This is a genomic window from Candidatus Enterococcus myersii (genome assembly GCF_017316025.1).
Lineage (GTDB): Bacteria > Bacillota > Bacilli > Lactobacillales > Enterococcaceae > Enterococcus_C > Enterococcus_C montenegrensis.
In genome coordinates this window covers 78,862-104,752 of record NZ_JAFLVT010000007.1, presented here as the reverse complement: position 1 = coordinate 104,752, position 25,891 = coordinate 78,862, and the positions used below count along the sequence as shown (strand labels likewise).

Below are 25,891 nucleotides of genomic sequence, written 5' to 3'. Positions count from 1 at the left end.
AAAAAAGACCGGCAGTCGGCCAGTCTTTGCTTTCATTTCACTGCATATGGGGAGAATGCTGTTGAAATGGTGAAAAGTGAAGTTAATCTTGATTTGGGGTATTTCTTATTTTGGGGAAGTAAGAAAGAATCAATTATCAAATGACACTTTTCACAAAATAGTATAGCATAGTAAAAAATAACTGGGTAGTATTTTTGTAACCCTTGCCAAGGGCAGCTAAAAATTTTTCATTTAAATGGCTGTCACTTAATGTTAAAATAATGACTATCGATAAAAGACTTGAATACGTAATGTAAATTACAAGGATGAAAGACAAGGAGCAGATGATGAAAAAAGCATTATTATTTGTAGCATCTTGTAGCCTATTATTGGCTCTGACGGGTTGTGCAAAATGGATTGATCGTGGTGAGTCAATTACCGCCGTAGGATCATCGGCGTTACAACCTTTAGTGGAAACGGTCGCCGAAGAATATCAAAATAAATATCCAGGTAAATTTGTAAACGTTCAAGGGGGCGGCAGCGGGACTGGTTTAAGCCAAGTACAATCAGGTGCCGTTGAAATTGGAAATTCGGATTTATTCGCTGAAGAAAAATCCGGCATTAAAGCCAAAGATTTAGTTGACCACAAAGTTGCAGTAGTGGGAATTACACCGATTGTAAATAAAGGTGTGGGCGTTGATGCGTTGACGATGACGCAATTGCGGGATATCTTTTTAGGGAAAATTACCAATTGGCAAGAAGTTGGCGGTAAAAATCAAAAGATTGTCATTTTAAACCGAGCTGCTGGTAGTGGCACGCGGGGAACTTTTGAAAAGTGGGTGTTGGATGGAAAAACCGCTATTCGCGCTCAAGAACAAGACTCTAGCGGAATGGTACGTCAAATTGTTGCAGATACTCCGGGGGCAATTAGCTATGTGGCCTTTTCTTATGTAACAAAAGATGTGGCGACTATAAAAATTGACGGTATCACACCAACTGATGAAAATGTTACAACCAATGATTGGAAAATTTGGGCCTATGAACACATGTATACAAAAGGAAAACCAACCAAGTTAACCGAGGACTTTTTAGCTTATATTTTATCAGATGATGTCCAAAAAAATATTGTCGGAAAATTAGGCTATCTTCCTGTTTCAGGTATGAAAGTTGAACGAGACTGGGAAGGTAATGTGATTAATTAAGGAGTTTTTACAAAACACTTTGTCTGTGAGACAAGGTGTTTTTTTTATAGGGATAGGATAACATTTTCCTAAGAATAAATCGCTTTACAGCAGACTACTTCAAGCAGGCTTTAGCTACAAACTTTTGTCGATTGTAAGTAAGAGTCTGCGAAGCTTTTTATCAATTTGTCAGCATATTTGCCTATTTGGAAGAATGAAAAAGAAAAGGATTTTTTTGACTCAAAAAATTTAAAAAGCAAAAATCGTAAAGTTTACACAAAATTTACAATAAGTTAAAAGCAAATTGACTTTGACGAGGTAGACTGTACAAGTGTGAAAGTATGTCACAAAACCTCTAACAAAAAAATAAATGAGTATAATACGTGAAGTATTAAGGAGGAATTCTTTTTGGAAGATGTAAAAAAAGCACTACTAACCAAATCGAAACGGGCCAAAATGGAAACGCGAGGTAAAATAATTAGTTTTTTATGTATCGCTTTAATTGTTCTAGTGGTTTTATCAATTTTTTATTTTGTCGCCAGTAAAGGTTTGGCAACTTTTTTCACCGATAAAATTAATCTATTTGACTTTTTATTTGGAACCCAGTGGAATCCAAGTCAATTAGGGGCAGATGGAAAACCAATGGTAGGAGCACTTCCAATGATTGCAGGCTCTTTTATCGTTACTTTTTTATCCGCAATTGTTGCAACGCCTTTTGCCATTGGGGCAGCAGTTTTTATGACTGAAATTTCTCCAAAGCAAGGACAAAAGATATTACAGCCAGTTATTGAATTACTTGTCGGGATCCCTTCGGTTGTTTATGGTTTTATCGGCTTGTCTGTCATCGTACCGGCCGTCCGTTCGGTCTTTGGTGGCACAGGTTTTGGTATTTTGGCGGGAACATTTGTCTTATTTATTATGATTTTACCGACTGTAACAACGATGACCGTTGATGCGTTAAAAGCAGTCCCAAGACATTATCGGGAAGCATCTTTGGCATTAGGGGCAACGCGTTGGCAAACGATTTATAAAGTGGTTTTACGTGCAGCTGTGCCGGGAATTTTAACGGCCGTAGTTTTTGGTATGGCGCGAGCTTTTGGAGAAGCACTAGCCATTCAAATGGTAATTGGTAATGCGGCTTTAATGCCAAACAGTTTAGTAACGCCTGCTTCCACTTTGACATCGATTTTAACGATGGGAATTGGGAATACGATTATGGGAACAGTGGAAAATAACGTCTTATGGTCATTAGCACTCATCTTATTATTAATGTCATTAATCTTTAATATTGTTATTCGTTTAATCGGGAAGAAAGGGGCCTTGAAATAATGAATGCAAAACGTTCTGATAAAATTGCAACTGGCGTTTTATACGCAATTTCTGGTATTATCGTTTTGATTTTAGCCTCTTTACTTTTATATATTTTAGTTAGGGGCGTCCCCCATATTTCATGGGATTTTTTAACACAACCTTCTAAAGCCTACCAAGTTGGTGGTGGGATTGGTATTCAGTTGTTTAACTCGTTTTATTTACTTTTTATTACGATGCTGATTAGTTTTCCGATTTCTCTTGGCGCAGGAATTTATTTATCTGAATATGCCCAAAAAAATTGGATTACAGATGTGATTCGGACGTCAATTGAGATTTTAAGTTCACTACCTTCAGTTGTAGTTGGTTTATTTGGTTTCTTAGTTTTTGTTATCCAGTTTGAATATGGCTTTTCGATTTTATCAGGTGCTTTGGCATTAACTTTCTTTAACTTGCCACTTTTAACCAGAAACGTCGAAGAATCTTTACAAGCGGTTCATTATACGCAACGAGAAGCAGGGCTAGCTTTAGGTCTGTCTCGTTGGGAAACCGTGACACGTATTGTTGTACCTGAGGCAACACCGGGAATTTTAACTGGGGTGATTTTGAGCTCAGGCAGAATCTTTGGTGAAGCGGCGGCTTTGATTTACACAGCTGGACAAAGCGCCCCTGCCCTTGACTTTACCAACTGGAATCCTTTAAGTGTTTCCAGTCCGATTAGTATTTTCCGGCAAGCTGAAACATTGGCTGTCCATATTTGGAAAATCAATACAGAAGGTACTATGCCTGACGGCGCGGCCGTTTCGGCGGGAGCTTCTGCGGTATTAATTATCGCGGTATTGCTCTTTAACTTCGGCGCGCGGGCAGCGGGTAAACGACTATACAAAAAAATGACTTCAGCATAAAATGTGTCCAATTAACAATAAGACAGAAAAAATCCTTACATTTTAAACAAGGAGAAATGTTATGAGTGCCTATAATTTAGAAGATCGCCACATTATTACATTAAATGAAAACCAAGAAAAAGCTTTATATACAGATGACTTACATGTTTGGTATGGTCAAAACGAAGCGATTAAAGGTGTCGATTTAGAATTTGAAAAAAATAAGATTACTGCTTTAATCGGACCTTCTGGTTGCGGTAAATCAACCTATCTACGCTCATTAAATCGGATGAATGACGGTATTGCCAATACGAAAGTTACCGGTAAAATTATGTATAAAGGCGTAGATGTTAATCAACCAAACGTTGATGTGTATGAAATGCGTAAAAGGATTGGCATGGTATTTCAACGTCCCAACCCTTTTTCAAAATCTATTTATGAAAATATTACCTTTGCCTTAAAGCGTCATGGTGAAAAAGACAAGAAAAAATTAGATGAAATTGTAGAAACTAGTTTGAAACAAGCCGCTTTATGGGATCAAGTTAAGGATAGTTTGAATAAAAGTGCCTTGGCGTTATCTGGGGGCCAACAACAACGCTTGTGTATTGCAAGAGCGATTGCGATGAAACCAGACATTTTATTGTTGGATGAACCTGCCAGTGCCCTAGATCCAATTTCAACCGGTACGGTTGAAGAAACGCTAGTAAACTTAAAAGAAAACTATACGATTATTATCGTGACACACAATATGCAACAAGCTGCCCGAATTAGTGATTACACATCATTTTTCTACTTGGGCAAAGCGATTGAATACGATGAAACCCGTAAAATCTTTACGCGGCCGAAAATTAAAGCCACCGAAGATTATGTTTCCGGGCACTTTGGTTAACAGCAAGTTTAATAGGATTATGGAGGAATAAAATGTCAGATGTAATAATCCAGTCAAAAGATTTACACTTGTACTACGGTGAAAAAGAAGCTTTAAAAGGGATATCCCTTGCAATTAATAAAGGTGAAATTACTGCGATGATCGGACCTTCTGGTTGCGGCAAGTCAACATATCTGCGTTCTTTAAATCGGATGAATGATCTAATTCCAAACGTGACGATTACTGGTAATGTCATCTATAAAGGAAAAGATATTTATGCGCCAAAACAAGATACGGTTGAATTGAGAAAAGAAATCGGCATGGTTTTCCAACAACCCAATCCTTTTCCTTTTTCGATTTACGAAAACGTTATTTATGGGTTAAAATTAAAGGGTGAAAAAGATAAACAAAAACTCGATCAAGTAGTTGAGGAAAGTTTAAAAGCGGCCTCTGTATGGGATGATGTCAAAGATAAACTACATACCAGTGCTTTATCTTTGTCTGGCGGTCAACAACAACGGGTTTGTATCGCCCGCGTATTAGCTGTAAATCCTGAAATTATTTTATTGGATGAGCCTACTAGTGCACTAGATCCAATTTCTTCAGGGAAGATTGAAAATACGTTGTTAGAACTAAAAGAAAACTATACTATGATTATGGTTACTCATAACATGTCACAGGCATCGCGAATTTCAGATAAGACAGCCTTTTTCTTAGATGGTAATTTAATCGAATTTGACGATACAAAGAAAATCTTTTTACAACCGGGTAAAAAAGAAACAGAAGACTATATCTCAGGAAGATTTGGCTAGGAGGGAAAACATGTTACGGACACAATTTGAAGAAGAATTATTAAACTTGCATAACCAGTTTTATGAAATGGGGATGATGGTGAGTTCTGCTGTTCATAAATCCGTGCGAGCTTTTATTAAGCACGATAAAGAGCTGGCAAATGAAGTAATCGACAATGATGAAGCCATCAACGACATGGAAGTAAAACTAGAGAAAAAAAGTTTTGAAATGATTGCCTTACAACAACCAGTAACTACCGATTTGCGTATGATCATTACGGTCATGAAAGCAAGTTCTGATTTAGAAAGAATGGCTGACCATGCTGTTTCAATTGCAAAATCAACGATTCGCGTAAAAGGTGAAACACGGATTGCGGAAATTGAAAAAGATATTTCTGACATGTCTGACTACGTCAAGAAAATGGTAGATAATGTTTTAGTTGCCTACGTTAAAACCAATGAAAAAGATGCCCGTATGATTGCACAAATGGATCAGCGGATCAACGATTACTATGCTTCGATTTATGAAAAAACCATCATCAGCATGAAAGAAAATCCTGAAACTGTCATCAGTGGTACCGACTATTTGTCAGTTGCCCAATATTTGGAACGAATTGGGGATTATGTAACCAATATTTGTGAATGGATTGTTTATCTTGCAACCGGGAAAATCACCGAATTAAATTCCAATCATGATGAGAGCTTCTAAATAAAAATACTAAGCTAAACTTTTCTTGCTGTCATGACGTCAGTTTTAGAATTTTTTGATTTTAGTAACTTGAATTTCTAACCATACTAAAAACACCACAATTCAGCTTCGCAGATAATTTTGCTTGGCGATGATTTGTTGGTGTTTTTATTTTGTAAGTATGAAAGCTAAGTAGCGGTGCTCGTTTTAATCACCGTCAACTTCTGGCTGTTTTTCATTAGCAAGGGCGGCCTTTAAAGTCTGATCATAATTGCGGGCTACAGGTAAAAACAAGTTTATCAAACCACACAGCACCGTACCAACTCCAGCGATTAAAAATAATTTTTCAACGCCCAATTGATCGGCTAAAGGGCCAGCAAAAATTAAACCCACCGGTCCAGTGATACTCATAATGGCGTTTAGCACGCCTAAAACCCGACCTAAATATTGCGGTTTATAACTTTGTTGAATCATGGCCATTAATAAAGTGTTGAAAAAAGGTGTGGCTAGACCACAAAGAGCGTTTAATAAAATGAAGTAAAAGAAGCCCTTTTGATTTCCTGGGAGATAACCACAGATAATGTAGCTAATTCCGATAATAAAATAAGCTAGTAAGATTGGCTTCATGCGATCTTGCCATTTGCCAAAAATCCCGATTACAATCCCACCAGCTAACATTCCGACAGAATAAATGACTTCAATTAAACCAGCTTGTTGAATTGTTCCTTGAAAATAGGTTAACGTCATGAGAGGATACATACTTACAGCCGGCATAAAAAGCAGAGTAAAAAATGTACCAATTAAAGTAATGGCCCACAAACCTTTATTTTCAACTAAAAGTTTAAACCCCAACTTACTGTCAGTTAAAAGATGGACCGCTTCTCCTTGCGTTTTAATTTTAGGAATTGTAACTTGTAACAGTAGACTAATCCCTAAAACAGCACCTAAAACATCCAATAAAATTAGAACATTCATTGGGATAACAGCAAATAAATAAGCACCTAGGGCAGGGGCAATAATCATATTAGCTGAACTGACCATCCCAAGTTGCCCGTTGACTCGGGTAAGCTCTGTTTCTGGTACCATAGTTGGTAAAATGGATTGAATTGTAGGCATTTGAAAGGTTTGTGCGACAGAACGGATAAATAAAGAAACAAAAACCAGCCACAGAGGAAACTCTTTGGTAAAGGTGCCAACAAAAGATAAAAGTAAGGCAAACATGGCTACGATTAAGTCGGTTACAATGAGTAATTTTTTCTTATTTAAGCGATCGACAAAAGGGCCGACAAAAGGACTTAATAAAACCATTGGCAGCATCCCTAGTAAAGTCGCAAAACTTAATACTGTTGCGGAACCGGTTTTTTCAGTTAAATACCAGATAATGGCGTATTGTACGACCATACTGGTAATGCCTGATAAAAATTGCCCAGATAAAAAGAAGATAATGTTTTTTTGCCAGTTTAAATTGGTGTTTGGTGATGATTTATTAGCCATTAAAATTTCCTCGTTTTCTTTGTTTACCGTTATTTTATCCTGTTTGAATCCCAGTTACAATCTTTTGATAGCTTTTTTCAAGTGTTTTTAGTAGTGTAAGAAACTTTGGCTTGAGGTGGAGAAAAAGTTACGTCTTAAGTCCTATGACAAGTTGGCGTAAAGAAGGCATAATATACGTGTAAGGAAAACTTGCAAATAATAATTAAGGAGGCAATTTCCATGAATGAAAGAGAACGAATTTTGGATTTAGTGAAAAAAGGTGTGCTTTCAACGGAAGAAGCCTTGGATTTGCTGGAAAGCATGGCAACTGCCAGAGACGAAAAACAAATCAAGCAGGCTAGTAAAACAATTCATGCCGATAATGCCAATACTGTAGAAGATAACCATGATACTGCTGATGAAAAATCAGCTGCCGAAAAAGAAGTTGAAGATATTTTAGATAATTTAGCCACAGAAGCGGGAAAAGCTTCGGCTGAACTAGATGAACTAAATGTAGAAATTGCGGGTGTCAAAGACCAACTAACCGAAGTTCGCCACGCTTTAATGGAGTACAACACAAAAGAAGAGTTGGAAATATTAAGTGAGGCAGAAGTAGCCGAACGTCAATTGCTAGAAGAAGATATTAAAGATTTAGAATCTTCTTTAGATGATTTGATTGCGGAAAAAGTTGCGTTAGAAGCACAATTAAAAGACATTAAAAAAGATCAATGGCAAGAAGCCAAAGATAAGATTTCGGCTAAAATTGATTTACCAGATGATTGGAAAGAACAAGCAACTGATGCAATCAATCAAGCTGGAGAAAAAATGGCTGAAGCAGGAACCCACTTAGGTCGCTTTTTAAAGCAAACTTTCCAAACCGTTTCAGAAACTGTGAATGATAACGTGGAGTGGAAAGATATCAATTTAAAAGTTCCTGGTGTGGCGACTACAAAATTTGAACACACATTTGAATACCCTGAAACAGCAGCTAGCATTTTGGATGTTAAAGTTGCAAACGGAAATATTCGTTTTGAAATGTGGGAAGAAGACAGCGTCAAAGTAGATGCTAAAATTAAACTCTACGGCAAAATGAATGAAGCAACTCCTTTTGAAGCGTTTGAAGCTCGCAGTAAAATTGATGTGGATGATGAACATATCTCTTTTCAAGTGCCCAATAAACGAGTACGGGCTGATTTAGTCTTCTATTTACCAAAACGAATTTACGATCATGTTTCAATCCGTTTATTAAATGGGGATGTGACCGTTAAAGAATTGGATGCAAAAGATGTTTATACGAAATCAACTAACGGAAACATCGAATTTCAAACGGTTAATGCCACAATGCTGGAAATTGAAGGTGTCAATGGCGCAATTGATGTATTTAAAGGTAGCATTCTAGATAGTATTATTGAAACAGTCAACGGGACTGTAACGATGACGACTACACCGCAAACATTAGGAGTCTCCTTGGTTAATGGTGATGTTCGCTTAACTTTTAAAGAAAATAATTTGAAAAAAGCGAATGCCAGCTCTGTAAATGGCAATGTTAAAATTGCTTTACCACCAACACTGGGTGTGGAAGGAAATGCCAGAACAAGTTTGGGGAGTATTAATTCACGAATGTCAGCTTATGATGTTGTCAGAGAGAAAAAAGAAAAAATGAATCAAATGCTACAATTTCGTCGTATCAGTGAAGATGAAGTTGCCCATGTAGAATTAACGACTACAACTGGCAATATCTTCTTGAAAGATGCCGATTAAAACAAAAGACAAATCAAAACATGCTAGTGTATTATATAGAGGATAGAGGTGAGAATGATGAAAAAAAGACTGACAAAATCAAGTAATAATGTTGTGTTGACAGGAACTTTGGGAGGAATTGCTGAATTCTTCGGCATTGATCCAACCATCGTACGTGTAATCTTTGTGTTCTTCACTTTGTTTGGTGTTGGCTCAACAATTCCTTTATATATTATCCTGGCGATTATCATGCCTTCTGGGCGTAGTAATCAAAGTGGTTATGGACAATCAAAACGCAACTATCATCCAAATTACAGTGAGCCTAAAGAACGTCCAAGAAAACCAGCTGAAAAAATTGACGATGACGATTGGAGTGATTTCTAATGACTTACTTCCAACGTTTAGTAGTGAATACATTGACGTTTATTGCCCTGGCAGTTTTACTGCCAGGGATGGTTCATGTTAGTAGTTGGCTCATGGCTTTAGTCGCGAGTTTCGTTTTGTCCATTTTAAATGGCTTTGTAAAGCCGATTCTTTCGCTATTGTCACTACCTTTGACGTTTTTGACACTGGGCCTTTTCAGTTTTGTCATAAATGCAGCAATGTTAAAGTTAACGTCAACTTTTGTTGGTGAAATGAACTTTGGTTTTTCATCTTTTGGCGCTGCGATTATGGTGGCTGTAATTATGTCGTTGGTAAATATGATCGTAACGGAACACAATATGCAAAAATATCAAGATGATTAAAAAATCCCGACCTTTTTGGTCGGGGTTTTTGTTTTATCAAAATTTTGCTGTATTATGCTTCTTCAATAAGCTTTTGCAAATGAGCACCGAATTGTGCTGTCGTTTGTAAAGTTGCTGCAGGTAACATCGCAGCAAAATCAGCAGTTACGTAACCTTGTGCCAGAGCTTTTTCAATGGCAGCTGTGATTAAAGCACCCGCTTTAGAGCAGTCTAAATAATCGAGCAGCATGACAGCAGAAAGTAATAATGAACAAGGATTGGCTTTTCCTAAGCCCGCAATATCTGGCGCAGTCCCGTGGGTCGCTTCAAAAATAGCATGACCGGTATTGTAGTTAATATTAGCACCTGGGGCAATTCCAATCCCGCCCACTTGCGCTGCCAGTGCGTCAGAAATGTAGTCACCATTTAAATTGCAGGTAGCGATAACAGAAAAATTAGCGGGATTTAGTAAAATTTGTTGTAAAAAATTATCAGCGATAACATCGTTGACGATAATTTTATGTGTCATCGCTTCATTTAACGCGTTTGTGGCTGCTTCTTTGCCATCTTTTAATAAGATACTTTGGTATTGATTCATTGTAAAACAATAATCAGCATATTTTGTTTCCGCCAGTTCGTAGCCCCATTTTTTAAAACCGCCTTCGGTAAATTTCATGATGTTTCCTTTATGAACTAAAGTAACGGTTGGTAATTTTTGTGTGATAGCATACTCAATTGCTGCACCAATTAACCGTTGACTGCCTTCTTTTGAAATTGGTTTAATTCCAATCGCACTGGTTTTGGGAAAACGAATTTTTGTTACATCAAATTGGTTTGTTAAAATTTCAATTAATTCTTTAACCTCAGGGCTATCTTTTTCAAATTCAATTCCAGCATACACATCTTCGGTATTTTCACGAAAAATCACCATGTCTGTTTTTTCTGGTTCTTTCAGCGGGCTTGGTATGCCAGTAAAGTAGCGAACTGGCCGCACACAAGCAAATAAATCCAGTTCTTGGCGTAAAGCGACATTTAAAGAGCGGATGCCGCCTCCCACGGGTGTTGTTAAGGGACCTTTTAGTGCAACTTTTGCTTCATAAATTGCGTGTAATGTTTCTTTTGGTAACCATTCACCGGTTTTTTCAAAGGCTTTCTCACCAGCTAAAACTTCTTGCCAAATAATTTTTTTGCGCCCTTGATAGGCCTTATTGACTGCGGCATCTATGACAGGGTACGTTGCCTGCCAGATCTCTTTACCAATGCCATCACCTTCTATAAAGGGGATAACAACATGATTTGGAATTTGTAATTTTTTGTTTACTACTGAAATTTTTTCCATGAATACCTCCTATGAAATGTTTTAAGCGTCTAATTTTTTACGAATCACCATAGGTAAAATTCCTTGGTTTTGCCAATAACGAATATCAGCTGGTGCATCAAACCGTAATTTAGCAGAAAAATTGATTGTGCTACCATCACTTTTTTTAGCGACTATTGGAACAATAGCGCCAACTTGTGGTGTTTTGTCTAATAAAATACTGAAATTCTCACTACCGTCTAGTCCCAGACTACAAGCATTTTGATTGGCAAGATATTCGAGTGGAATAATTCCCATCATCACTAAGTTGCTGCGATGAATCCGTTCAAAACTTTCGGCTAAAACAGCTTTAACTCCTAATAGTTGTGGTCCTTTAGCCGCCCAATCACGAGAAGAGCCCATTCCGTAATCTTTTCCTGCTAAAACAATGGTACCTTGATTTTTGCCCTGGTAATACATTGCAGCATCATAAATAGACATCGCTTCACCTGTGGGTTGCAATCGCGTGTAACCACCACTTTTTTCTGGTATTAATTGGTTTTGCAAACGAATATTGGCAAATGTTCCCCGCATCATAATTTCATGATTGCCACGACGCGCACCATAAGAATTAAAATCAGCAACACCAACGCCAAGCGTCTGTAAGTAACGACCAGCTGGAGTATCCAGTGCTATGGCACCAGCAGGAGAAATATGATCGGTTGTAACAGAATCGCCCAGTTTTGCCAAAACGGCTAAATTGGTTAAGCTGCTAACATCAGATAACTCTTTTTTGAGATTGTCAAAAAATGGTGGATTTGCGATATAAGTTGAGTCATCTTCCCACGTGTAACAATCACTAGCAGAGGTTTTAATAGCGTTCCAACGCTCGTTTGCATCAAAAAGATTGCCATAGGCTGCCTTGAAAGTTTTAGGACTGATAAAATCAGCAATCGCTTGATTAATCTCTGCACTTGTTGGCCAAATGTCTTTTAACATAATATTATTTCCACAAGCGTCGTAGCCTAATGGTTCGCACGTCAAATCCTTTTGCATTGTTCCTGCAAGTGCATAGGCTACGACAAGTGGCGGAGAGGCCAGATAATTTGCTTTTATTAGTGGGTGAATACGTCCTTCAAAATTACGATTTCCCGATAAGACTGAAGCTGTCAAAAGATCATTTTCCTCAATGGCGCGACTAACATTTTCTTGTAAAGGTCCTGAATTTCCGATGCAAGTTGTGCAGCCATAACCTACTAAGTGAAAGCCTAACTTTTCCAAATAAGGTAAGAGACCACTTTTAGTTAAATAGGCTGTTACAATTTTTGAACCTGGGGCAAGAGAAGTTTTGACATAGTCTGGTACTGTTAAACCCTTTTCAACTGCTTTTTTAGCTAACAAGCCAGCTGCTAACATGACGGAGGGATTACTCGTGTTGGTACAGCTAGTAATAGCAGCTAATACGACTGCCCCAGTTTGCAAAGATTTTGTTTGATTGTCACAGGCCATAAGTGGCACTGATTTATTTAATGTAATTTCTGGCAGGCCAAAGCCTTTAGGTCCAATTGTACTACTGACGCTTTCTTTAAAATCTGTGGCTGCTTTAGATAGGACAATGCGATCTTGCGGTCGTTTAGGTCCGGCTAATGATGGCTCAACTTGGCTTAAATCTAAGTCAACTACTTTGGTGTAGTTTATTTTATCTGCATCGTTTAAAAAAAGTCCGTTAGCTGTGGCATAGTCTTTTACTAGCGCAATTAAATTCTCGTTACGACCGGTTAGAGCTAAATAAGCTAAAGTTTCTTCATCAATGGGACAATAGCCACAAGTGGCACCGTATTCTGGCGCCATGTTGGCAATGGTCGCGCGATCGGATAAACTTAGCGTTTTGTAACCACTGCCAAAAAATTCAACAAATTTTCCGACCACATTTTCTTTTCGTAGTTTTTCTGTAACCGTCAATGCTAAATCAGTTGCAGTTGTTCCGGCTGCTAAAGTGCCAGAAAGATTTACACCAATAACTTCTGGGGCTGGAAAATAAGAAGCTTCTCCTAAGATTGCTGCTTCTGCTTCAATTCCCCCCACGCCCCAACCTAAAACACCTAAGCCGTTGATCATGGTGGTGTGGGAATCTGTCCCTTGTAGTGTGTCAGGAAAAATAAGCGCATCTTCAGCATCATTTTCTTTTTTTACCAAAACAACATTCGACAAGGCTTCAATGTTGACTTGATGAATAATGCCAGTTTCTGGCGGAACTACTTCGAAATTTTGAAAAGAACTTTGTGCCCATTTCAAAAATTGATAGCGTTCAGTGTTACGTTCAAATTCTTTTGCAGTGTTATAACTCAGTGCTTCTGCAGATTTTGCGCAATCTACTTGAAGGGAATGATCCACTACAAGAGAAACAGGAATGGCTGGATTAATTTGATTTGCATCGCCACCAAGAGCTACCAGTGCATCTCGCATTGCGGCCAGGTCTACGACAGCTGGAACGCCGGTAAAATCTTGTAAAATGACGCGGGCAGCTTTGAAGGGGATTACTCCTGTTGGTTTTTCTGCTTGCCAATTGGCTAAAGCAGCTACATCTGTTTGTGTAATATCTTCGTCTACATTACGGGCGACACTTTCTAAAAGGATGCGAATTGCATAAGGTAGTTTTTTTAGGTCGCTATTAAATGTTGCACAAACCTTTTTCAAATCACAATAACGATACGTTTTCTCTGCTAGCTTTAGCTTATTTTTCCAGTTCATAAAAACACCCCATTCACGATAATTAGCATAATTATACGTTTTTATGAAAAGAAAGTAAATATAAAATTATTTATGTTTTTTTCAATAAAAGCGTGTTATAATCATTTTTAACGATTTTTTAGCGAATAATCGCAATAAATTTTATAGGATGTGATGTTATTTATGGAAAAAGAGGATTTTAAAAATGACGATTACCAAAAGTTAGCAAAGCAATGTCAGGATATTTATAAAATCGATATGTATAATTATTCTAAATATAACGTTAAAATCGGGTTGCGAGATGTCGATGGAAAAGGTGTCTTAGCTGGTTTAACAACAGTCTCTACGATTTATCCAGAAAAAAAAGTCGCTGGTAAAATAGTTCCTGGTATTGGTGAATTACGCTATCGGGGAATTGATATTAATCAGCTCGTGTCAGGTTTTGTTTCAGAAGGTCGCTTTGGTTTTGAAGAAGTGACATACTTATTATTATTTGGAACGCTGCCAAATGAACAAGAATTAGCAGAATTTCAACAATTGCTTGCAGATAAACGTACATTGCCAACAAATTTTGTCCGTGACGTGGTGATGAAAGCGCCATCATGTGATTTGATGAACAACTTATCCCGCAGTATTTTGACCTTAGCGTGTTATGATGAACAGCCAGATGATACCTCGATAGAAAATGTTTTAAAACAAAGTATTATGTTAATCAGTGTCTTTCCATTGTTAGCCGTTTATGCCTACCACGCCTATAATCATTATACTCTGGGAGAAAGCATGTACATTCATCGTCCTGCGGCTAATTTAAGTACAGCAGAAACGATTTTAACGATGCTGCGACCAAATAAAAAGTACACCAAGCAAGAAGCTCAGACTTTAGATATGTCTTTAGTTTTACACATGGAACATGGTGGCGGGAACAATTCGACTTTCACCACAAGGGTCGTGACTTCTAGTGGGACCGATACGTATTCCACGATTGCAGCTGCGCTTGGTTCGTTAAAAGGACCAAAACATGGCGGTGCGAATATTAAAGTTACCAACATGATGGAAGACTTAAAAGCAAATGTTGCAGATTTAACAAACGAAGCTTGTGTAAAAGCTTATTTAGAAGCTGTTATAGAAAAAGAAGCCTTTGATCAAAAAGGATTAATTTATGGCTTTGGTCATGCGGTGTATGGTGACAATGATCCCCGTGCTTCCATTTTTAAAGGATATGTAGAAAAGCTAGCCGAAGAAAAAGGGCCAGAAGAAAAAGCAGAATTTGATTTGTATGCACTAGTGGAGCGGCTAGCACCAGAAGTTATCGCTAAAAAGCGAAAAATATATAAAGGCGTGAGTGCCAATATTGATTTCTTTAGTGGGTTTGTCTACAACATGTTGGGGCTACCAAAAGAATTGTACACCCCGATGTTTGCAGTTGCCAGAATTGTAGGTTGGTCAGCTCACCGTCTAGAAGAGTTGATTAATTCGAGTAAAATTATGCGTCCGGCTTATATGGAAATTACCGAAGACAAAAATTATACGCCTCTTTTTAACCGAGAGTAAAAAAGTAAGCAGTGGCAAGTTAGATTATCTATTACAAAGTCGTCTTTTTTTTAGACTTTATAATAGAAGTAAAAATCGACTTGTCACTGTTTTTTTCGTGCGCCTATCCTAGTAACTTTAGGGATACAATGGTAAAATGAGGCAGATTATACTTTTAGAAATGAGGGAATTATATGGCAGAAGTTGTCAAAGTCATCCAAATGGTTGAAAAATTAAATTTGGAAGTAGTGACAGGTTCGGAAAAAGCGTTAAATCGATTAATTAAAACTGCTGATATATCACGCCCCGGTTTAGAATTAACGGGCTATTTTAATTATTATTCTTATGATCGGTTGCAATTATTTGGAAGTAAGGAAATTACTTTTGCAGAGCGGATGATGCCAGAAGAACGTTTAATGGTATTACGTCGCATGTGTAATGAAGAAACACCAGCTTTTATCGTTTCAAGGGGATTGCCAATACCAAAAGAAATGACTGATGCCTGTGAAGAATTTGATATTGCGATTTTACGTTCACCAATTTCAACATCCCGACTTCTAGGCGAAATGTCGACCTACTTAAGTAGTCTATTAGCCCCGCGAACTAGTGTCCATGGTGTATTAGTCGATGTTTATGGTTTAGGTGTTTTAATTCAAGGTGATAGTGGTATCGGGAAAAGTGAAACCGCATTAGAATTAATTAAAAGAGGACATCGGCTAATCGCAGATGATCGCGTTGATGTTTATCAGCAAGATGAATTGACCCTTGTGGGAGAACCACCAAGAATTTTACAACATTTAATTGAAATTCGCGGCATTGGGATTATCGATGTCATGAATTTATTCGGTGCGAGTGCGGTTCGCGGAAGTATGCAAGTACAATTGGCTGTTTATTTAGAAGGTTGGTCAAAAGAAAAAACTTATGATCGCCTTGGTTCAGCATCTACAACTATTCAAATTGCTGAAGTAGATGTACCTCAAATTAAAATCCCAGTAAAAACAGGACGAAATGTGGCGATTATTGTAGAAGTTGCAGCGATGAATTTTCGGGCGAAGGCGATGGGGTATGATGCAACGAAAACTTTTGAACAACGCTTAAGTCAGCTGATTGAAGAAAATTCTGATAGTTAATGAGACTGGGAAAAACAAGTCGTTTACAGTAGTAATAATTTAATTGAATAGGAGTTTTTTCATGTTAGCAGTAGTTGATCGCGTCGCTTTTGAATTTTTTGGGATAGCCATTTATTGGTATGCCATTATTATTGTTACTGGCGTCATTATTGCGATGTTTTTAAGTTCACGAGAAGCTGTCCGGGTCGGTTTAAAGGCTGATGACGTGACAGATTTCATGTTAGTTGGGTTGCCCGTTGCATTAATTGGTGCCAGACTTTACTATGTATTGTTTGATTTGCCGACTTATTTAAACGATCCCCTGCAAATTTTTAACGTGCGTTCTGGTGGACTTGCAATATATGGCGGCTTAATCGCTGGTGGGATTTGGCTGGTTATTTTTTGTCGGCATCACTTTATTCCAATTTGGAAATTTTTAGATATTGCAGCACCAAGTATTATCTTAGCGCAAGGCATTGGCCGTTGGGGAAACTTCATGAACCATGAAGCATATGGTGCTATTACTACTAAAGATTTTTTGCAAAATTTACATTTGCCACAATTTATTATTGATAACATGTACATTGAAGGCCATTTCCGACAACCAACCTTTTTATATGAATCTGTTTGGAATGTATTGGGCTTTTTAATCTTAATTATTTTAAGAAATAAAAATGTCTTTAAAGAAGGCGAAGTTTTCTTAAGTTATATCATCTGGTATAGTTTAGGCCGTTTCTTTATTGAAGGCATGCGCAGTGATAGTCTTTATCTATTTGGTTCGATTCGCATTTCGCAGGCGTTATCCTTTATCTTGTTCTTTGGTGCCTGGGGGATTTTAATTTATCGGCGTAAAAATAACCAAAAGTTAAAAGATTATGACCGCAGTCACGGCAGTAATCGCTTTTTAATTTAACTAACAGCTGTTAGTCAAATTGTGCTAAAATGAAGTTTGTGCAGTACCTTTCCATTATGGAAAAATAGTTTTTTATGACGTTTTGTTATAGAGAACTTTACAATCAAGGAGGGTTTATTTTGAAACAAAAAATTGCTGTCTTAGGACCGGGTTCATGGGGAACGGCGTTAGCGCAAGTTTTATCTGAAAATGGTCACGAAGTAAGAATTTGGGGGAACAATCCGGCACAAATTGATGAGATTAACACTTATCACACCAATCGTCATTATTTGCCTGATGTGAAGTTACCGGAAAATATTGTCGCAGTAAAAGATATTAATGAAGCAATAGACAACTGTGACGCAGCCCTTTTTGTCGTACCAACCAAAGCAATGCGAATTGTTGCAAAAGAGTTTGCTAAAAATGTAAAACATCAACCTGTCATTATTCACGCTTCTAAAGGTTTAGAACAAGAAAGTCACAAGCGTATTTCTGAAATTTTAACCGAAGAAATTCCTGCTGAAAATCGCAAAGCAGTTGTCGTTTTATCTGGCCCAAGTCACGCTGAAGAAGTGGTGCGTCACGATATTACAACAATTACGGCTGCTAGTGTGGATCAAGCAGCAGCACAATATGTTCAGGATTTATTTATGAATGATTATTTTAGAATTTATACCAATGATGATGTTATTGGGGTAGAAACTGGAGCTGCGTTGAAAAATATTATTGCCATTGGAGCTGGCGCAATTCATGGTCTAGGCTATGGTGATGATGCAAAAGCTGCAATTATGACCCGCGGTTTAGCTGAAATTAGTCGATTAGGAGTCGCAATGGGAGCTAATCCTTTAACTTTCATCGGTTTAAGTGGTGTAGGTGATTTAATTGTAACCTGTACAAGTGTTCACTCCCGTAACTGGCGTGCGGGTAATTTATTAGGTAAGGGTCATTCACTAGATGAAGTTTTAGACAATATGGGCATGATTGTTGAAGGTGTTGCCACAACGAAAGCCGCAATGGAATTGGCTCAAACGTTAAAAATTGAAATGCCAATTACAGAAACTATCTATAGTGTTTTATATGATAATAAACCAATTAAAGATGCTGCTCGGGACATCATGTTGCGGGATGGTCGCAAAGAAAACGAGTTTACTTTAAAATAAAAATTGAGGAGCCTTGGAAAATGCAAGTTAAAAAAGCTGTTATTCCCGCTGCTGGACTTGGTACCCGGTTTTTACCGGCAACAAAAGCGATGGCAAAAGAAATGTTGCCGATTGTGGACAAGCCAACAATCCAATTTATCGTTGAAGAAGCGCTAAAATCAGGAATTGAAGATATCTTAATTGTGACCGGTAAAGCAAAACGTCCTATTGAAGATCATTTTGATGCGAATATTGAACTAGAAACCAATTTAAAAGAAAAAGGTAAGACAGAATTATTAAAATTGGTGGAAGAAACCACAGACGTTAATTTACATTTTATTCGGCAATCACATCCAAAAGGCTTGGGACACGCCGTTTTACAAGCTAAAGCCTTTGTTGGTAATGAACCATTTGTTGTTATGCTAGGCGATGACTTGATGGAAGACAAGGTGCCGCTAACAAAACAACTCATCAACGATTACGAAAAAACCCATGCTTCTACAATTGCAGTTATGAAAGTACCACATGAAGATACATCTAAATATGGTATTATCAACCCGGGTGAACAAGTTCAGCCTGGTTTGTACAACGTTAAAAACTTTGTAGAAAAGCCAGCGCCAGAAAAAGCGCCAAGTGATTTAGCGATTATTGGTCGTTATTTACTAACACCAGAGATTTTTAATGTTTTGGAAGTACAAAAACCCGGTGCAGGTAACGAAATCCAATTAACCGATGCCATTGATGAATTAAATAAAACACAACGGGTCTTTGCTCGGGAATTTAAGGGCCAACGTTATGATGTTGGCGATAAATTAGGTTTTATGAAAACAAGCATTGACTATGGCTTGAAACATCCTGAAGTTAAAGATGGCTTAAAAGATTATATTTTAGAATTAGCTGATGAATTTAAAAAAGATACAAAAACAAAATAAGCGAACAGAAAAACTTGCGTAAGATTTTTTCTTACGTAGGTTTTTTGTTTTTGGAAGCGGCTTACAAATAGATTGCAATAGGAAAATAGAAAAATTCATTTGTTCTTTTTATTTGTTTCAAAAGTTACCTCGTGATATGCTTAGTATGACGGAATTTAAAAAAATTTCAGTGTTGGAAAGGAGTTTTGGCATGAGTGGAGGAGAAATTGCAGCATTAATTGCAGCGATTGCCTTTGCTGTTTTAGTGGTATTTGTTATTCGTTTACTAGCCCAAGTGCAAAAAACAGTAGCAAGCGTCAGTACAACTGTGGAGGAAGCAAACAAAACAATTCGTGTTGTTACCAAAGATGTGGATGTTTTAACTAGTGAGGTAGAAGGGTTATTGGTTAAAACCAATACTTTACTTAATGATGTCAATGGAAAAGTTGCTACCATTGACCCGTTATTTACAGCAGTTGCTGATTTAAGTGAAAGTATTTCAGATTTAAATCGCTCTGGTAAAAATGCCGTAGCCAAACTAGGTGCGGTGGGTAAAACGACTGCTCAAGCAACAGTAGCAGGAAAAGTTGGTCAAACAGCATTAAAATTTTTCAATAAACAACGCGCAAACTCAAAAAGCGAATAGATAAAAATAAATGGAGGGATTCAAATGGGAAAAACAAGTGGATTTTTATTAGGCGCAGTAGTAGGTGGTGCGGCAGCTGCAGCAGCGGTGATGCTGCTGGCACCAGAATCTGGTCAAGAATTACGTAAAAAAATAGCAGCACATACTGATGATTTATTGGACTTTGCTAGCGATTATGCAGATATGGCAAAAGAAAAAAGCCAAGATTTAACGGAGATTGCCAAAGATAAGGCGGCCAAATTATCACAACAAGCAGAAGAAACAGCAGATAGCTTGAAAAATAAAACAAGTGATTCTTTGGAGGATTTACAAGACTCATCAGCAGACTTGATTGCCAATTTGAAAAAACAAACCGGAGATCTGTCTGAAAAATTTAAAAAATCAGCTGCAGAAGTAAAAGAACAAGGTCAAGACATCGCAGAAGAGAAAAAAGATGATATGCAAGACATTATCATTGATGCAACAAAGGGTGCCAAAGATATGCAAGAAACAGTTGAAGAAGGCATATCAGAAGCCAAACCGGTGGCAGAATCCTTAAAAGAAAATACAAAAGCGGCTGCAAAAGAAGCAAGTGTAGCAGCCAAAGATGCTGCTGACAAAACAAAAGATGCGACGGCTGAAGAAACCAACATGGCAGCACAAGATTTTAAAGCGGCTGAAAAAGAATTAAAAGAAAAAGTGGAAGAAAATAATCCTGAATAATAAAGAAGCACCTCTGCCAAATAATTAGCAGAGGTGTTTTTAATGTATCAAACAAATGTAAGCTAAAAGGCATCTACTCGCCTACTGGACTTAAATTTCCAGTTAAAAATAAATTATGCGTAAAACAGATTATTCTCTTTAAATCAATAAGTGACACTAAAAATAAAATAAACTGGATAATTCCACAACAGCAGTAGCTATTTTTGAAATTATCCAGTTTCTTATTTGCAATAAAAGATACCAGTTTTAGCTTCGATAGTTCGATAAAAGGGCAATTAAAAAATTATTTTGTGATGATTTGCAATTCTTTTGGTGTTTTGGTAAAGGCTGCACATCCTTTTTGGGTCACGTGGATGCAATCTTCAATACGTACACCAACTTCACCTGGTAAATAAATACCAGGTTCAATTGAAAAGCACATTCCTTCTTCAATCACTAAATCGTTACCTTCAACAAGGGATGGGAATTCATGGACAGTAGTGCCGATGCCATGTCCCAGACGGTGGTTGAAATATTTTCCATAACCGGCTTTTTCAATTACATCGCGGGCAACTTTATCAATTTGAGCCGCAGTCACACCGGGGCGAACAAAATCTTGTGCGGCTAATTGCGCTTCTAAGACAATTTGGTAAATTTTTTCTTGTAACGCTGTGGGTTTTTGAAATGCAACAGTGCGCGTTGCATCACTGCAATAGCCTTTCCAGATAACACCTAAATCAAAAAGAACTAACTCATTTGGAACAATTTTACGCGCTCCAGGGGTACCATGGGGATTTGCAGCATTATCACCAGCCAAAACGATGGTGTCAAAGCTCATTTGGCTAACGCCACGTCGTTTTAATTGATATTCAATTTCTGCGGTAATTTCTGCTTCAGATGCACCTGCTTTGATAGCGGCAAAACCGATTTTAAATGCTTCATCTGCCCAGTCACCAGCTTCTTCTAACAGTTTAATTTCACTAGCTGTCTTACGTAATTGACTTTGTTGAATGACAGAGGTTAAATCAAAATTAAAATCAGTGTGGAGTAAAAGAGATCGGAGTATCTCAAGCCGATCAACGGTTAAATGATTCTTTTCAATAGCCATTTTTTTTGGTTCATCAAAACGTGCTTTAATAGCGGCTACAATTAATTGCCAAGGGTTTTCATTATCCGCATAACCTAAAACATCAAATTGCCAGCTGCTGTTTTTGGCTGTTTCAACCTCTAAAGCTGGGGTAAATAAAAATGGATCGGCAGTAGCCGAAATAAACAGCGCCAAAACACGTTCATGGGGATCACTTTTATAACCGGAATAATAGGCAATGTGATCTGGATTGGAAATATAGGCCAAAGGAATATCGTGAGATTTTAACCAAGTCTTTAACTCTTCAATTTTTGCTAAATTCATAAGGAAACCTTCTTTCAAAATAGTCACTTTTATTTTAGCATACTTCTTTCAAAAAAGAATTTTTGAAAAATGATAAAAATTTTCAGGAAAGGAAAGTAAAACGGTTGCATTCTGATTCTTTCCATGCTATTCTAACAAAGAAATGTAAATGGTATTTTCAGAAAATACAAATCACGCTATCAAATAAGGAGATATGAAATGGACAAACAAACAATTACAATTTATGACGTTGCCCGTGAAGCCAATGTTTCAATGGCTACTGTTTCGCGTGTTGTCAATGGCAACCCCAATGTGAAGCCTGCTACTCGCAAAAAAGTCTTAGAGGTTATCGATCGCCTAGACTATCGGCCTAACGCAGTTGCCCGTGGCTTAGCAAGTAAAAAAACGACAACGGTAGGGGTTATCATTCCTGATGTTAGCAACATGTATTTTGCTTCATTAGCTCGCGGGATTGATGATGTAGCGACAATGTACAAATACAATATTATTTTAGCTAACTCAGATGGTGATACACAAAAAGAAGTGAACGTTTTAAACAATTTATTAGCTAAACAAGTAGATGGCGTTATTTTTATGGGACACCGTATTACCGATGAAATTCGTGGTGAATTTTCCCGTTCTAAGACACCAGTTGTGTTAGCAGGCTCAATTGACCCAGATGAACAAGTAGGTAGTGTAAACATTGATTATACAAATGCAACAAAAGATGCTGTTAATTTATTAGCAAAAAACGGCAATGAAAAAATTGCTTTTGTCAGTGGTGCATTGATTGATCCAATTAATGGTCAAAACCGTTTACAAGGTTATAAAGAAGCGCTAAAAGAAAATAATTTAACCTACAATGAAGGGTTAATTTTTGAAGCAAAATACAACTTTAAAGATGGTATTTCTTTAGTTTCACGTCTTAAAAACAGTGGTGCTACAGCAGCTTTTGTTACAGATGATGAACTGGCAATTGGTATTTTAGATGGTTTAGTTGATGAAGGTGTTAATGTACCCGAGGATTTTGAAATTCTAACAAGTAATAATTCATTACTAACAGACGTTGCCCGTCCACGTCTATCTAGTATTACCCAACCATTGTATGATATCGGGGCAGTTTCAATGCGTTTGTTGACCAAAATGATGAATAAAGAAGATGTCGAAGAAAAGACAATTATCTTACCTTATGGTATTGATGAAAAAGGCTCAACAAAATAATCGAATAAGCTAAATAAGCGTCCGTGCTATTTTATGGACGCTTATTTTAATAATTGGGATAAAGAAAAAGAAAAAATTTCGTAAAGCATTTGGCTTATTTGTTTTTTAGCATGTGTTTTGCTGATCGGTATTAATAATACAGGACAATAATAAAAGCAGGCGAATTTTCGCCTGCTTTTATTATTGTCCTGTATTATTGTTGGTAGTCCCGTTGCTATTTGCATTGTTATTTGTAGTACTACCATTGTTGCTTGTTGAATTATTGTTATTATTTGTATTGCTGTTGCTATTTGAATTATTATTGGTACTATTTCCGTTAGTTGTCGTGTTGTTTTTTTGTTGATTATTATTGGTCTTTGGTTTTGCATAAATTTTATTCCAATAATCAGCGTAATTAGCATCTGTGCCACCAATACCAAAGCGGTAATTACTTTCACCTGGTCCATTTTTTGCCCACAGAGAAGTTGTGGTATCGTTTGGAACTTGCATTGTAGCTCCGTTGTAGCTGATGCTTCCTGGTAATTCACCGGTAGCTTTGGCAACTGTTTCTTGTTTTACCGAACCATCTAATTTGAATTTTTGATCTGTGCCAAAAATATCAGGATTAGCCATATAAATTCGATTAATCAAATATGCCATGTAATTTCCGGTTCTACTGCCGGCGCCATCATCATTTTTTTCTTTTTGACTATCCATCCCAGACCAGCTACCAATCGTAACTTTTGGTGTCGAGACAATTAACCATGAATCACGGTAATAATCAGAAGACCCAGTCTTACCAACCCAGTCTGCTTGACCTAGGTACCAGTTCAAATTACTAATCGTCGATTTAAACGGGGTAGTGATTCCTTGGCTTAAGACATTACGCATCAAATTGTTCATGATGGAAGCTGTTGCCTTAGAAAAGACGCGAACGGGTTTGTTTTCATGTTGATAAATAGCTTTACCTTGGCTGTCAGTAATCGATTCAATCAAGTAACCTTGTTGGTAGACGCCGCCGTTGGCTAAAGCTTGGAAACCATTTGTTTGTTGAACCGTTGTCACATCCATTGGTCCAAGCGGAGCAGATTCAACATTCCAAGAATTGTTGGCTGGGAAATTCATTTTAGCCAAATAATTGTCATAGACGAAATCCGCAGATTTTTTTTCTTGTAATTCTTGATACACATGGTAGGCTGTAATGTTGGTTGATTCAGCTAATGCATCTTCGACGGTTTGGAAAGTTTTGGATCCTTTATTGGTTGCATTGACGATTTCTTTACCGGCATCTTCGCCAGCTTTCCATTTCGCTGGATAATCTGAGATGCGACTTTGGCTGCCGATTAGACCTTGGTCAATGGCTGGGCCATATACTAAAATCGGTTTAATCGTTGAACCGGCAGCCCGTGAAGTATCAAAGGCGTGATTGTTTTGGTTATCGCTGAAATCGCGACTTCCGATAAAACCTAAGATTTTGCCGGTGGCATTATCCATCATGACATTTCCGACTTCGATTTTATCACCACTGTAATTATCTAACATGTAGCCGTATTCTGCGACACCTTTTTGCATGGCGTCATAAATCTTTTTATCAATAGTTGATTTAACCGTGTAACCACCATTAACTAACTCATTTTGTGCTTTTTCAAGATAAGCTTCTTTTGTTTTTTTCTTTTCGTAATCTTGTGTTGAAACGCCGTCATCTTTAGCTAACTTTTGTGCGACGATACTTTTAGCTTCGTTCATAACGGTATAATATAAGAAACCGTGGTCGTCATTATTTTGTGTTTGTTGTTTTAAGAAATCTTTTTTCAAATCATACTTTTTCGCTGCTTCGTATTCTTTTTTACTAATGTCGTGGTTGCGATACATACTAAATAGAACAAAATCTTTTCGTTCTAGGCCGGCAGTGACGTTTTCTTTTAATTTGCCAGTATTATCAAAGGGGCTGTAAACGATAGGACTTTGCGGTAGACCTGCAATAAAAGCTGCTTGCGGTAAGTTGACGTCTTTGGCATCTTTGCCAAAAATACCTTTTGCTGCTTCTTGAACACCCGCGATATTTTGACCCTTATTATTTCGCCCAAAAGGAGAGACATTCAAATACATTGTCACAATTTCGTCTTTACTAAAGAACTTCTCAACTTCCATGGCCAAAAGAATTTCATTGGCTTTGCGCTTGAAGGTGGTTTCGCTAGTTAAAACCTGCTGCTTGACCAATTGTTGGGTTAAAGTAGAACCACCTCCACCGCCAAAACCAGTTGCTTCTGATAGCAGCGCACGGACAACAGCTTTTGGTACAACGCCATTATGTTCATAAAAATATTCATCTTCGGTGGCAATAATAGCTTTTTTTAGTAGGTCAGAAACTTGATCTGACTTTACTGATGTTCGAAATAAATCAGAACGGATAGTAGCGATCGAACTGTTATCGGCGTATGTTAACTTGGAAGTTTGCGAAACATCTCCCAGTTCTTTTTGCATTGTGGTTTTATTAGGAGCAGGTGTGTCTTCGACTAAGTAAGCGAAATAACCGGCACCAATCCCTAGCGCTAATGCACCACCAATAATCAGACACGAAATTCCAACTAAAATTAAGGAATGTAAGACCCGTAATGAAATATTAAAGTAAAACCAGCCCTTTTTTCGATCAGAAAAAGGCTCATCATGATGTTTTTGCTTTTTAGGCAATGACTTTCACCTCAGTTTTAAATTTACCGTGTCATTAT

22 protein-coding genes are annotated in these 25,891 nt (G+C 37.5%); 17 read left to right on the top strand and 5 right to left on the bottom strand.

Translation table 11 applies throughout. The features are described from left to right. Window positions 1–326 precede the first annotated feature (326 nt). From JZO76_RS05365 to phoU, 6 genes are all read left to right on the top strand, one after another. Window positions 327–1,181: a phosphate ABC transporter substrate-binding protein PstS gene (locus JZO76_RS05365; RefSeq protein WP_206903155.1), complete on the top strand. Its 855-nt coding sequence runs from the start codon at window positions 327–329 to the stop codon at window positions 1,179–1,181. Between the two features lie 387 nt (window positions 1,182–1,568). Continuing rightward, window positions 1,569–2,489, top strand: a complete 921-nt coding sequence (gene pstC / locus JZO76_RS05360; protein WP_206903154.1) for a phosphate ABC transporter permease subunit PstC — start codon at window positions 1,569–1,571, stop codon at window positions 2,487–2,489. Beyond that, a complete protein-coding gene (gene pstA / locus JZO76_RS05355; RefSeq protein ID WP_206903153.1) occupies window positions 2,489–3,373 on the top strand; it encodes a phosphate ABC transporter permease PstA in 885 nt (294 codons plus the stop codon). Before pstC ends, pstA begins: the two co-directional genes overlap by 1 nt. Window positions 3,374–3,434: 61 nt before the next feature. Next, window positions 3,435–4,241, top strand: a complete 807-nt coding sequence (gene pstB, locus JZO76_RS05350) for a phosphate ABC transporter ATP-binding protein PstB (RefSeq protein WP_206903152.1) — start codon at window positions 3,435–3,437, stop codon at window positions 4,239–4,241. 32 nt (window positions 4,242–4,273) lie between these two features. Next, window positions 4,274–5,032: a phosphate ABC transporter ATP-binding protein PstB gene (gene pstB, locus JZO76_RS05345; protein ID WP_206903151.1), complete on the top strand. Its 759-nt coding sequence runs from the start codon at window positions 4,274–4,276 to the stop codon at window positions 5,030–5,032. Window positions 5,033–5,042: 10 nt separating this feature from the next. Then, window positions 5,043–5,720: a phosphate signaling complex protein PhoU gene (phoU, locus tag JZO76_RS05340; RefSeq protein WP_206903150.1), complete on the top strand. Its 678-nt coding sequence runs from the start codon at window positions 5,043–5,045 to the stop codon at window positions 5,718–5,720. 186 nt (window positions 5,721–5,906) lie between these two features. Here the strand turns inward: phoU and JZO76_RS05335 are convergent, their stop codons facing one another. Further along, complete coding sequence (locus JZO76_RS05335; RefSeq protein WP_206903149.1) at window positions 5,907–7,193, bottom strand: MFS transporter; 1,287 nt, start codon at window positions 7,191–7,193, stop codon at window positions 5,907–5,909. Window positions 7,194–7,412: 219 nt separating this feature from the next. Between JZO76_RS05335 and liaX the strand changes: the two genes are divergently transcribed. The 3 genes from liaX to JZO76_RS05320 are packed head-to-tail and all read left to right on the top strand — an operon-like array spanning window position 7,413 to window position 9,658. Then, window positions 7,413–8,933, top strand: a complete 1,521-nt coding sequence (gene liaX / locus JZO76_RS05330; protein WP_206903148.1) for a daptomycin-sensing surface protein LiaX — start codon at window positions 7,413–7,415, stop codon at window positions 8,931–8,933. Window positions 8,934–8,990: 57 nt separating this feature from the next. Beyond that, window positions 8,991–9,296, top strand: coding sequence for a PspC domain-containing protein (locus JZO76_RS05325; RefSeq protein ID WP_206903147.1), 306 nt, complete (start codon window positions 8,991–8,993; stop codon window positions 9,294–9,296). Beyond that, a complete protein-coding gene (locus tag JZO76_RS05320) occupies window positions 9,296–9,658 on the top strand; it encodes a phage holin family protein (RefSeq protein ID WP_206903146.1) in 363 nt (120 codons plus the stop codon). Before JZO76_RS05325 ends, JZO76_RS05320 begins: the two co-directional genes overlap by 1 nt. Window positions 9,659–9,710: 52 nt before the next feature. Here the strand turns inward: JZO76_RS05320 and icd are convergent, their stop codons facing one another. Beyond that, complete coding sequence (gene icd / locus JZO76_RS05315; RefSeq protein ID WP_206903145.1) at window positions 9,711–10,976, bottom strand: NADP-dependent isocitrate dehydrogenase; 1,266 nt, start codon at window positions 10,974–10,976, stop codon at window positions 9,711–9,713. Between the two features lie 21 nt (window positions 10,977–10,997). Further along, window positions 10,998–13,685 (bottom strand): aconitate hydratase AcnA, encoded by a 2,688-nt coding sequence (acnA, locus tag JZO76_RS05310; protein WP_206903144.1) that lies wholly within the window; start codon window positions 13,683–13,685, stop codon window positions 10,998–11,000. A gap of 153 nt (window positions 13,686–13,838) precedes the next feature. On the opposite strand from acnA, the gene JZO76_RS05305 reads away from it, so the two are divergent. The 7 genes from JZO76_RS05305 (at window position 13,839) to JZO76_RS05275 (ending at window position 20,593) form a co-directional block, all read left to right on the top strand. Next, window positions 13,839–15,215 (top strand): citrate/2-methylcitrate synthase, encoded by a 1,377-nt coding sequence (locus JZO76_RS05305; protein WP_431520967.1) that lies wholly within the window; start codon window positions 13,839–13,841, stop codon window positions 15,213–15,215. A gap of 173 nt (window positions 15,216–15,388) precedes the next feature. Beyond that, window positions 15,389–16,324, top strand: coding sequence for an HPr(Ser) kinase/phosphatase (hprK, locus tag JZO76_RS05300; protein WP_206903142.1), 936 nt, complete (start codon window positions 15,389–15,391; stop codon window positions 16,322–16,324). A gap of 61 nt (window positions 16,325–16,385) precedes the next feature. Further along, entirely contained in the window at window positions 16,386–17,216 is an 831-nt protein-coding gene (lgt, locus tag JZO76_RS05295; RefSeq protein WP_206903141.1) for a prolipoprotein diacylglyceryl transferase, read from the top strand. 119 nt (window positions 17,217–17,335) lie between these two features. Further along, window positions 17,336–18,355, top strand: a complete 1,020-nt coding sequence (locus tag JZO76_RS05290; RefSeq protein ID WP_277988639.1) for an NAD(P)H-dependent glycerol-3-phosphate dehydrogenase — start codon at window positions 17,336–17,338, stop codon at window positions 18,353–18,355. Window positions 18,356–18,375: 20 nt separating this feature from the next. Continuing rightward, window positions 18,376–19,266, top strand: coding sequence for a UTP--glucose-1-phosphate uridylyltransferase GalU (gene galU / locus JZO76_RS05285; protein WP_206903139.1), 891 nt, complete (start codon window positions 18,376–18,378; stop codon window positions 19,264–19,266). Between the two features lie 190 nt (window positions 19,267–19,456). Then, on the top strand, window positions 19,457–19,891 hold the full coding sequence (locus JZO76_RS05280) for a DUF948 domain-containing protein (RefSeq protein WP_206903138.1): 435 nt from the start codon (window positions 19,457–19,459) through the stop codon (window positions 19,889–19,891). Between the two features lie 24 nt (window positions 19,892–19,915). Further along, window positions 19,916–20,593 carry a YtxH domain-containing protein gene (locus JZO76_RS05275; RefSeq protein WP_206903137.1) on the top strand — a complete coding sequence of 226 codons (678 nt, stop codon included), beginning with the start codon at window positions 19,916–19,918 and terminating at the stop codon, window positions 20,591–20,593. A gap of 283 nt (window positions 20,594–20,876) precedes the next feature. Here JZO76_RS05275 and JZO76_RS05270 read toward each other — a convergent pair whose 3' ends face one another. Beyond that, window positions 20,877–21,983: an aminopeptidase P family protein gene (locus JZO76_RS05270; protein ID WP_206903136.1), complete on the bottom strand. Its 1,107-nt coding sequence runs from the start codon at window positions 21,981–21,983 to the stop codon at window positions 20,877–20,879. Window positions 21,984–22,181: 198 nt separating this feature from the next. Here JZO76_RS05270 and ccpA point away from each other — a divergent pair, with 198 nt between their 5' ends. Further along, window positions 22,182–23,183, top strand: a complete 1,002-nt coding sequence (gene ccpA, locus JZO76_RS05265) for a catabolite control protein A (RefSeq protein WP_206903135.1) — start codon at window positions 22,182–22,184, stop codon at window positions 23,181–23,183. 180 nt (window positions 23,184–23,363) lie between these two features. Here ccpA and JZO76_RS05260 read toward each other — a convergent pair whose 3' ends face one another. Beyond that, window positions 23,364–25,853 (bottom strand): transglycosylase domain-containing protein, encoded by a 2,490-nt coding sequence (locus JZO76_RS05260; RefSeq protein ID WP_206903134.1) that lies wholly within the window; start codon window positions 25,851–25,853, stop codon window positions 23,364–23,366. Window positions 25,854–25,891: the final 38 nt, after the last annotated feature.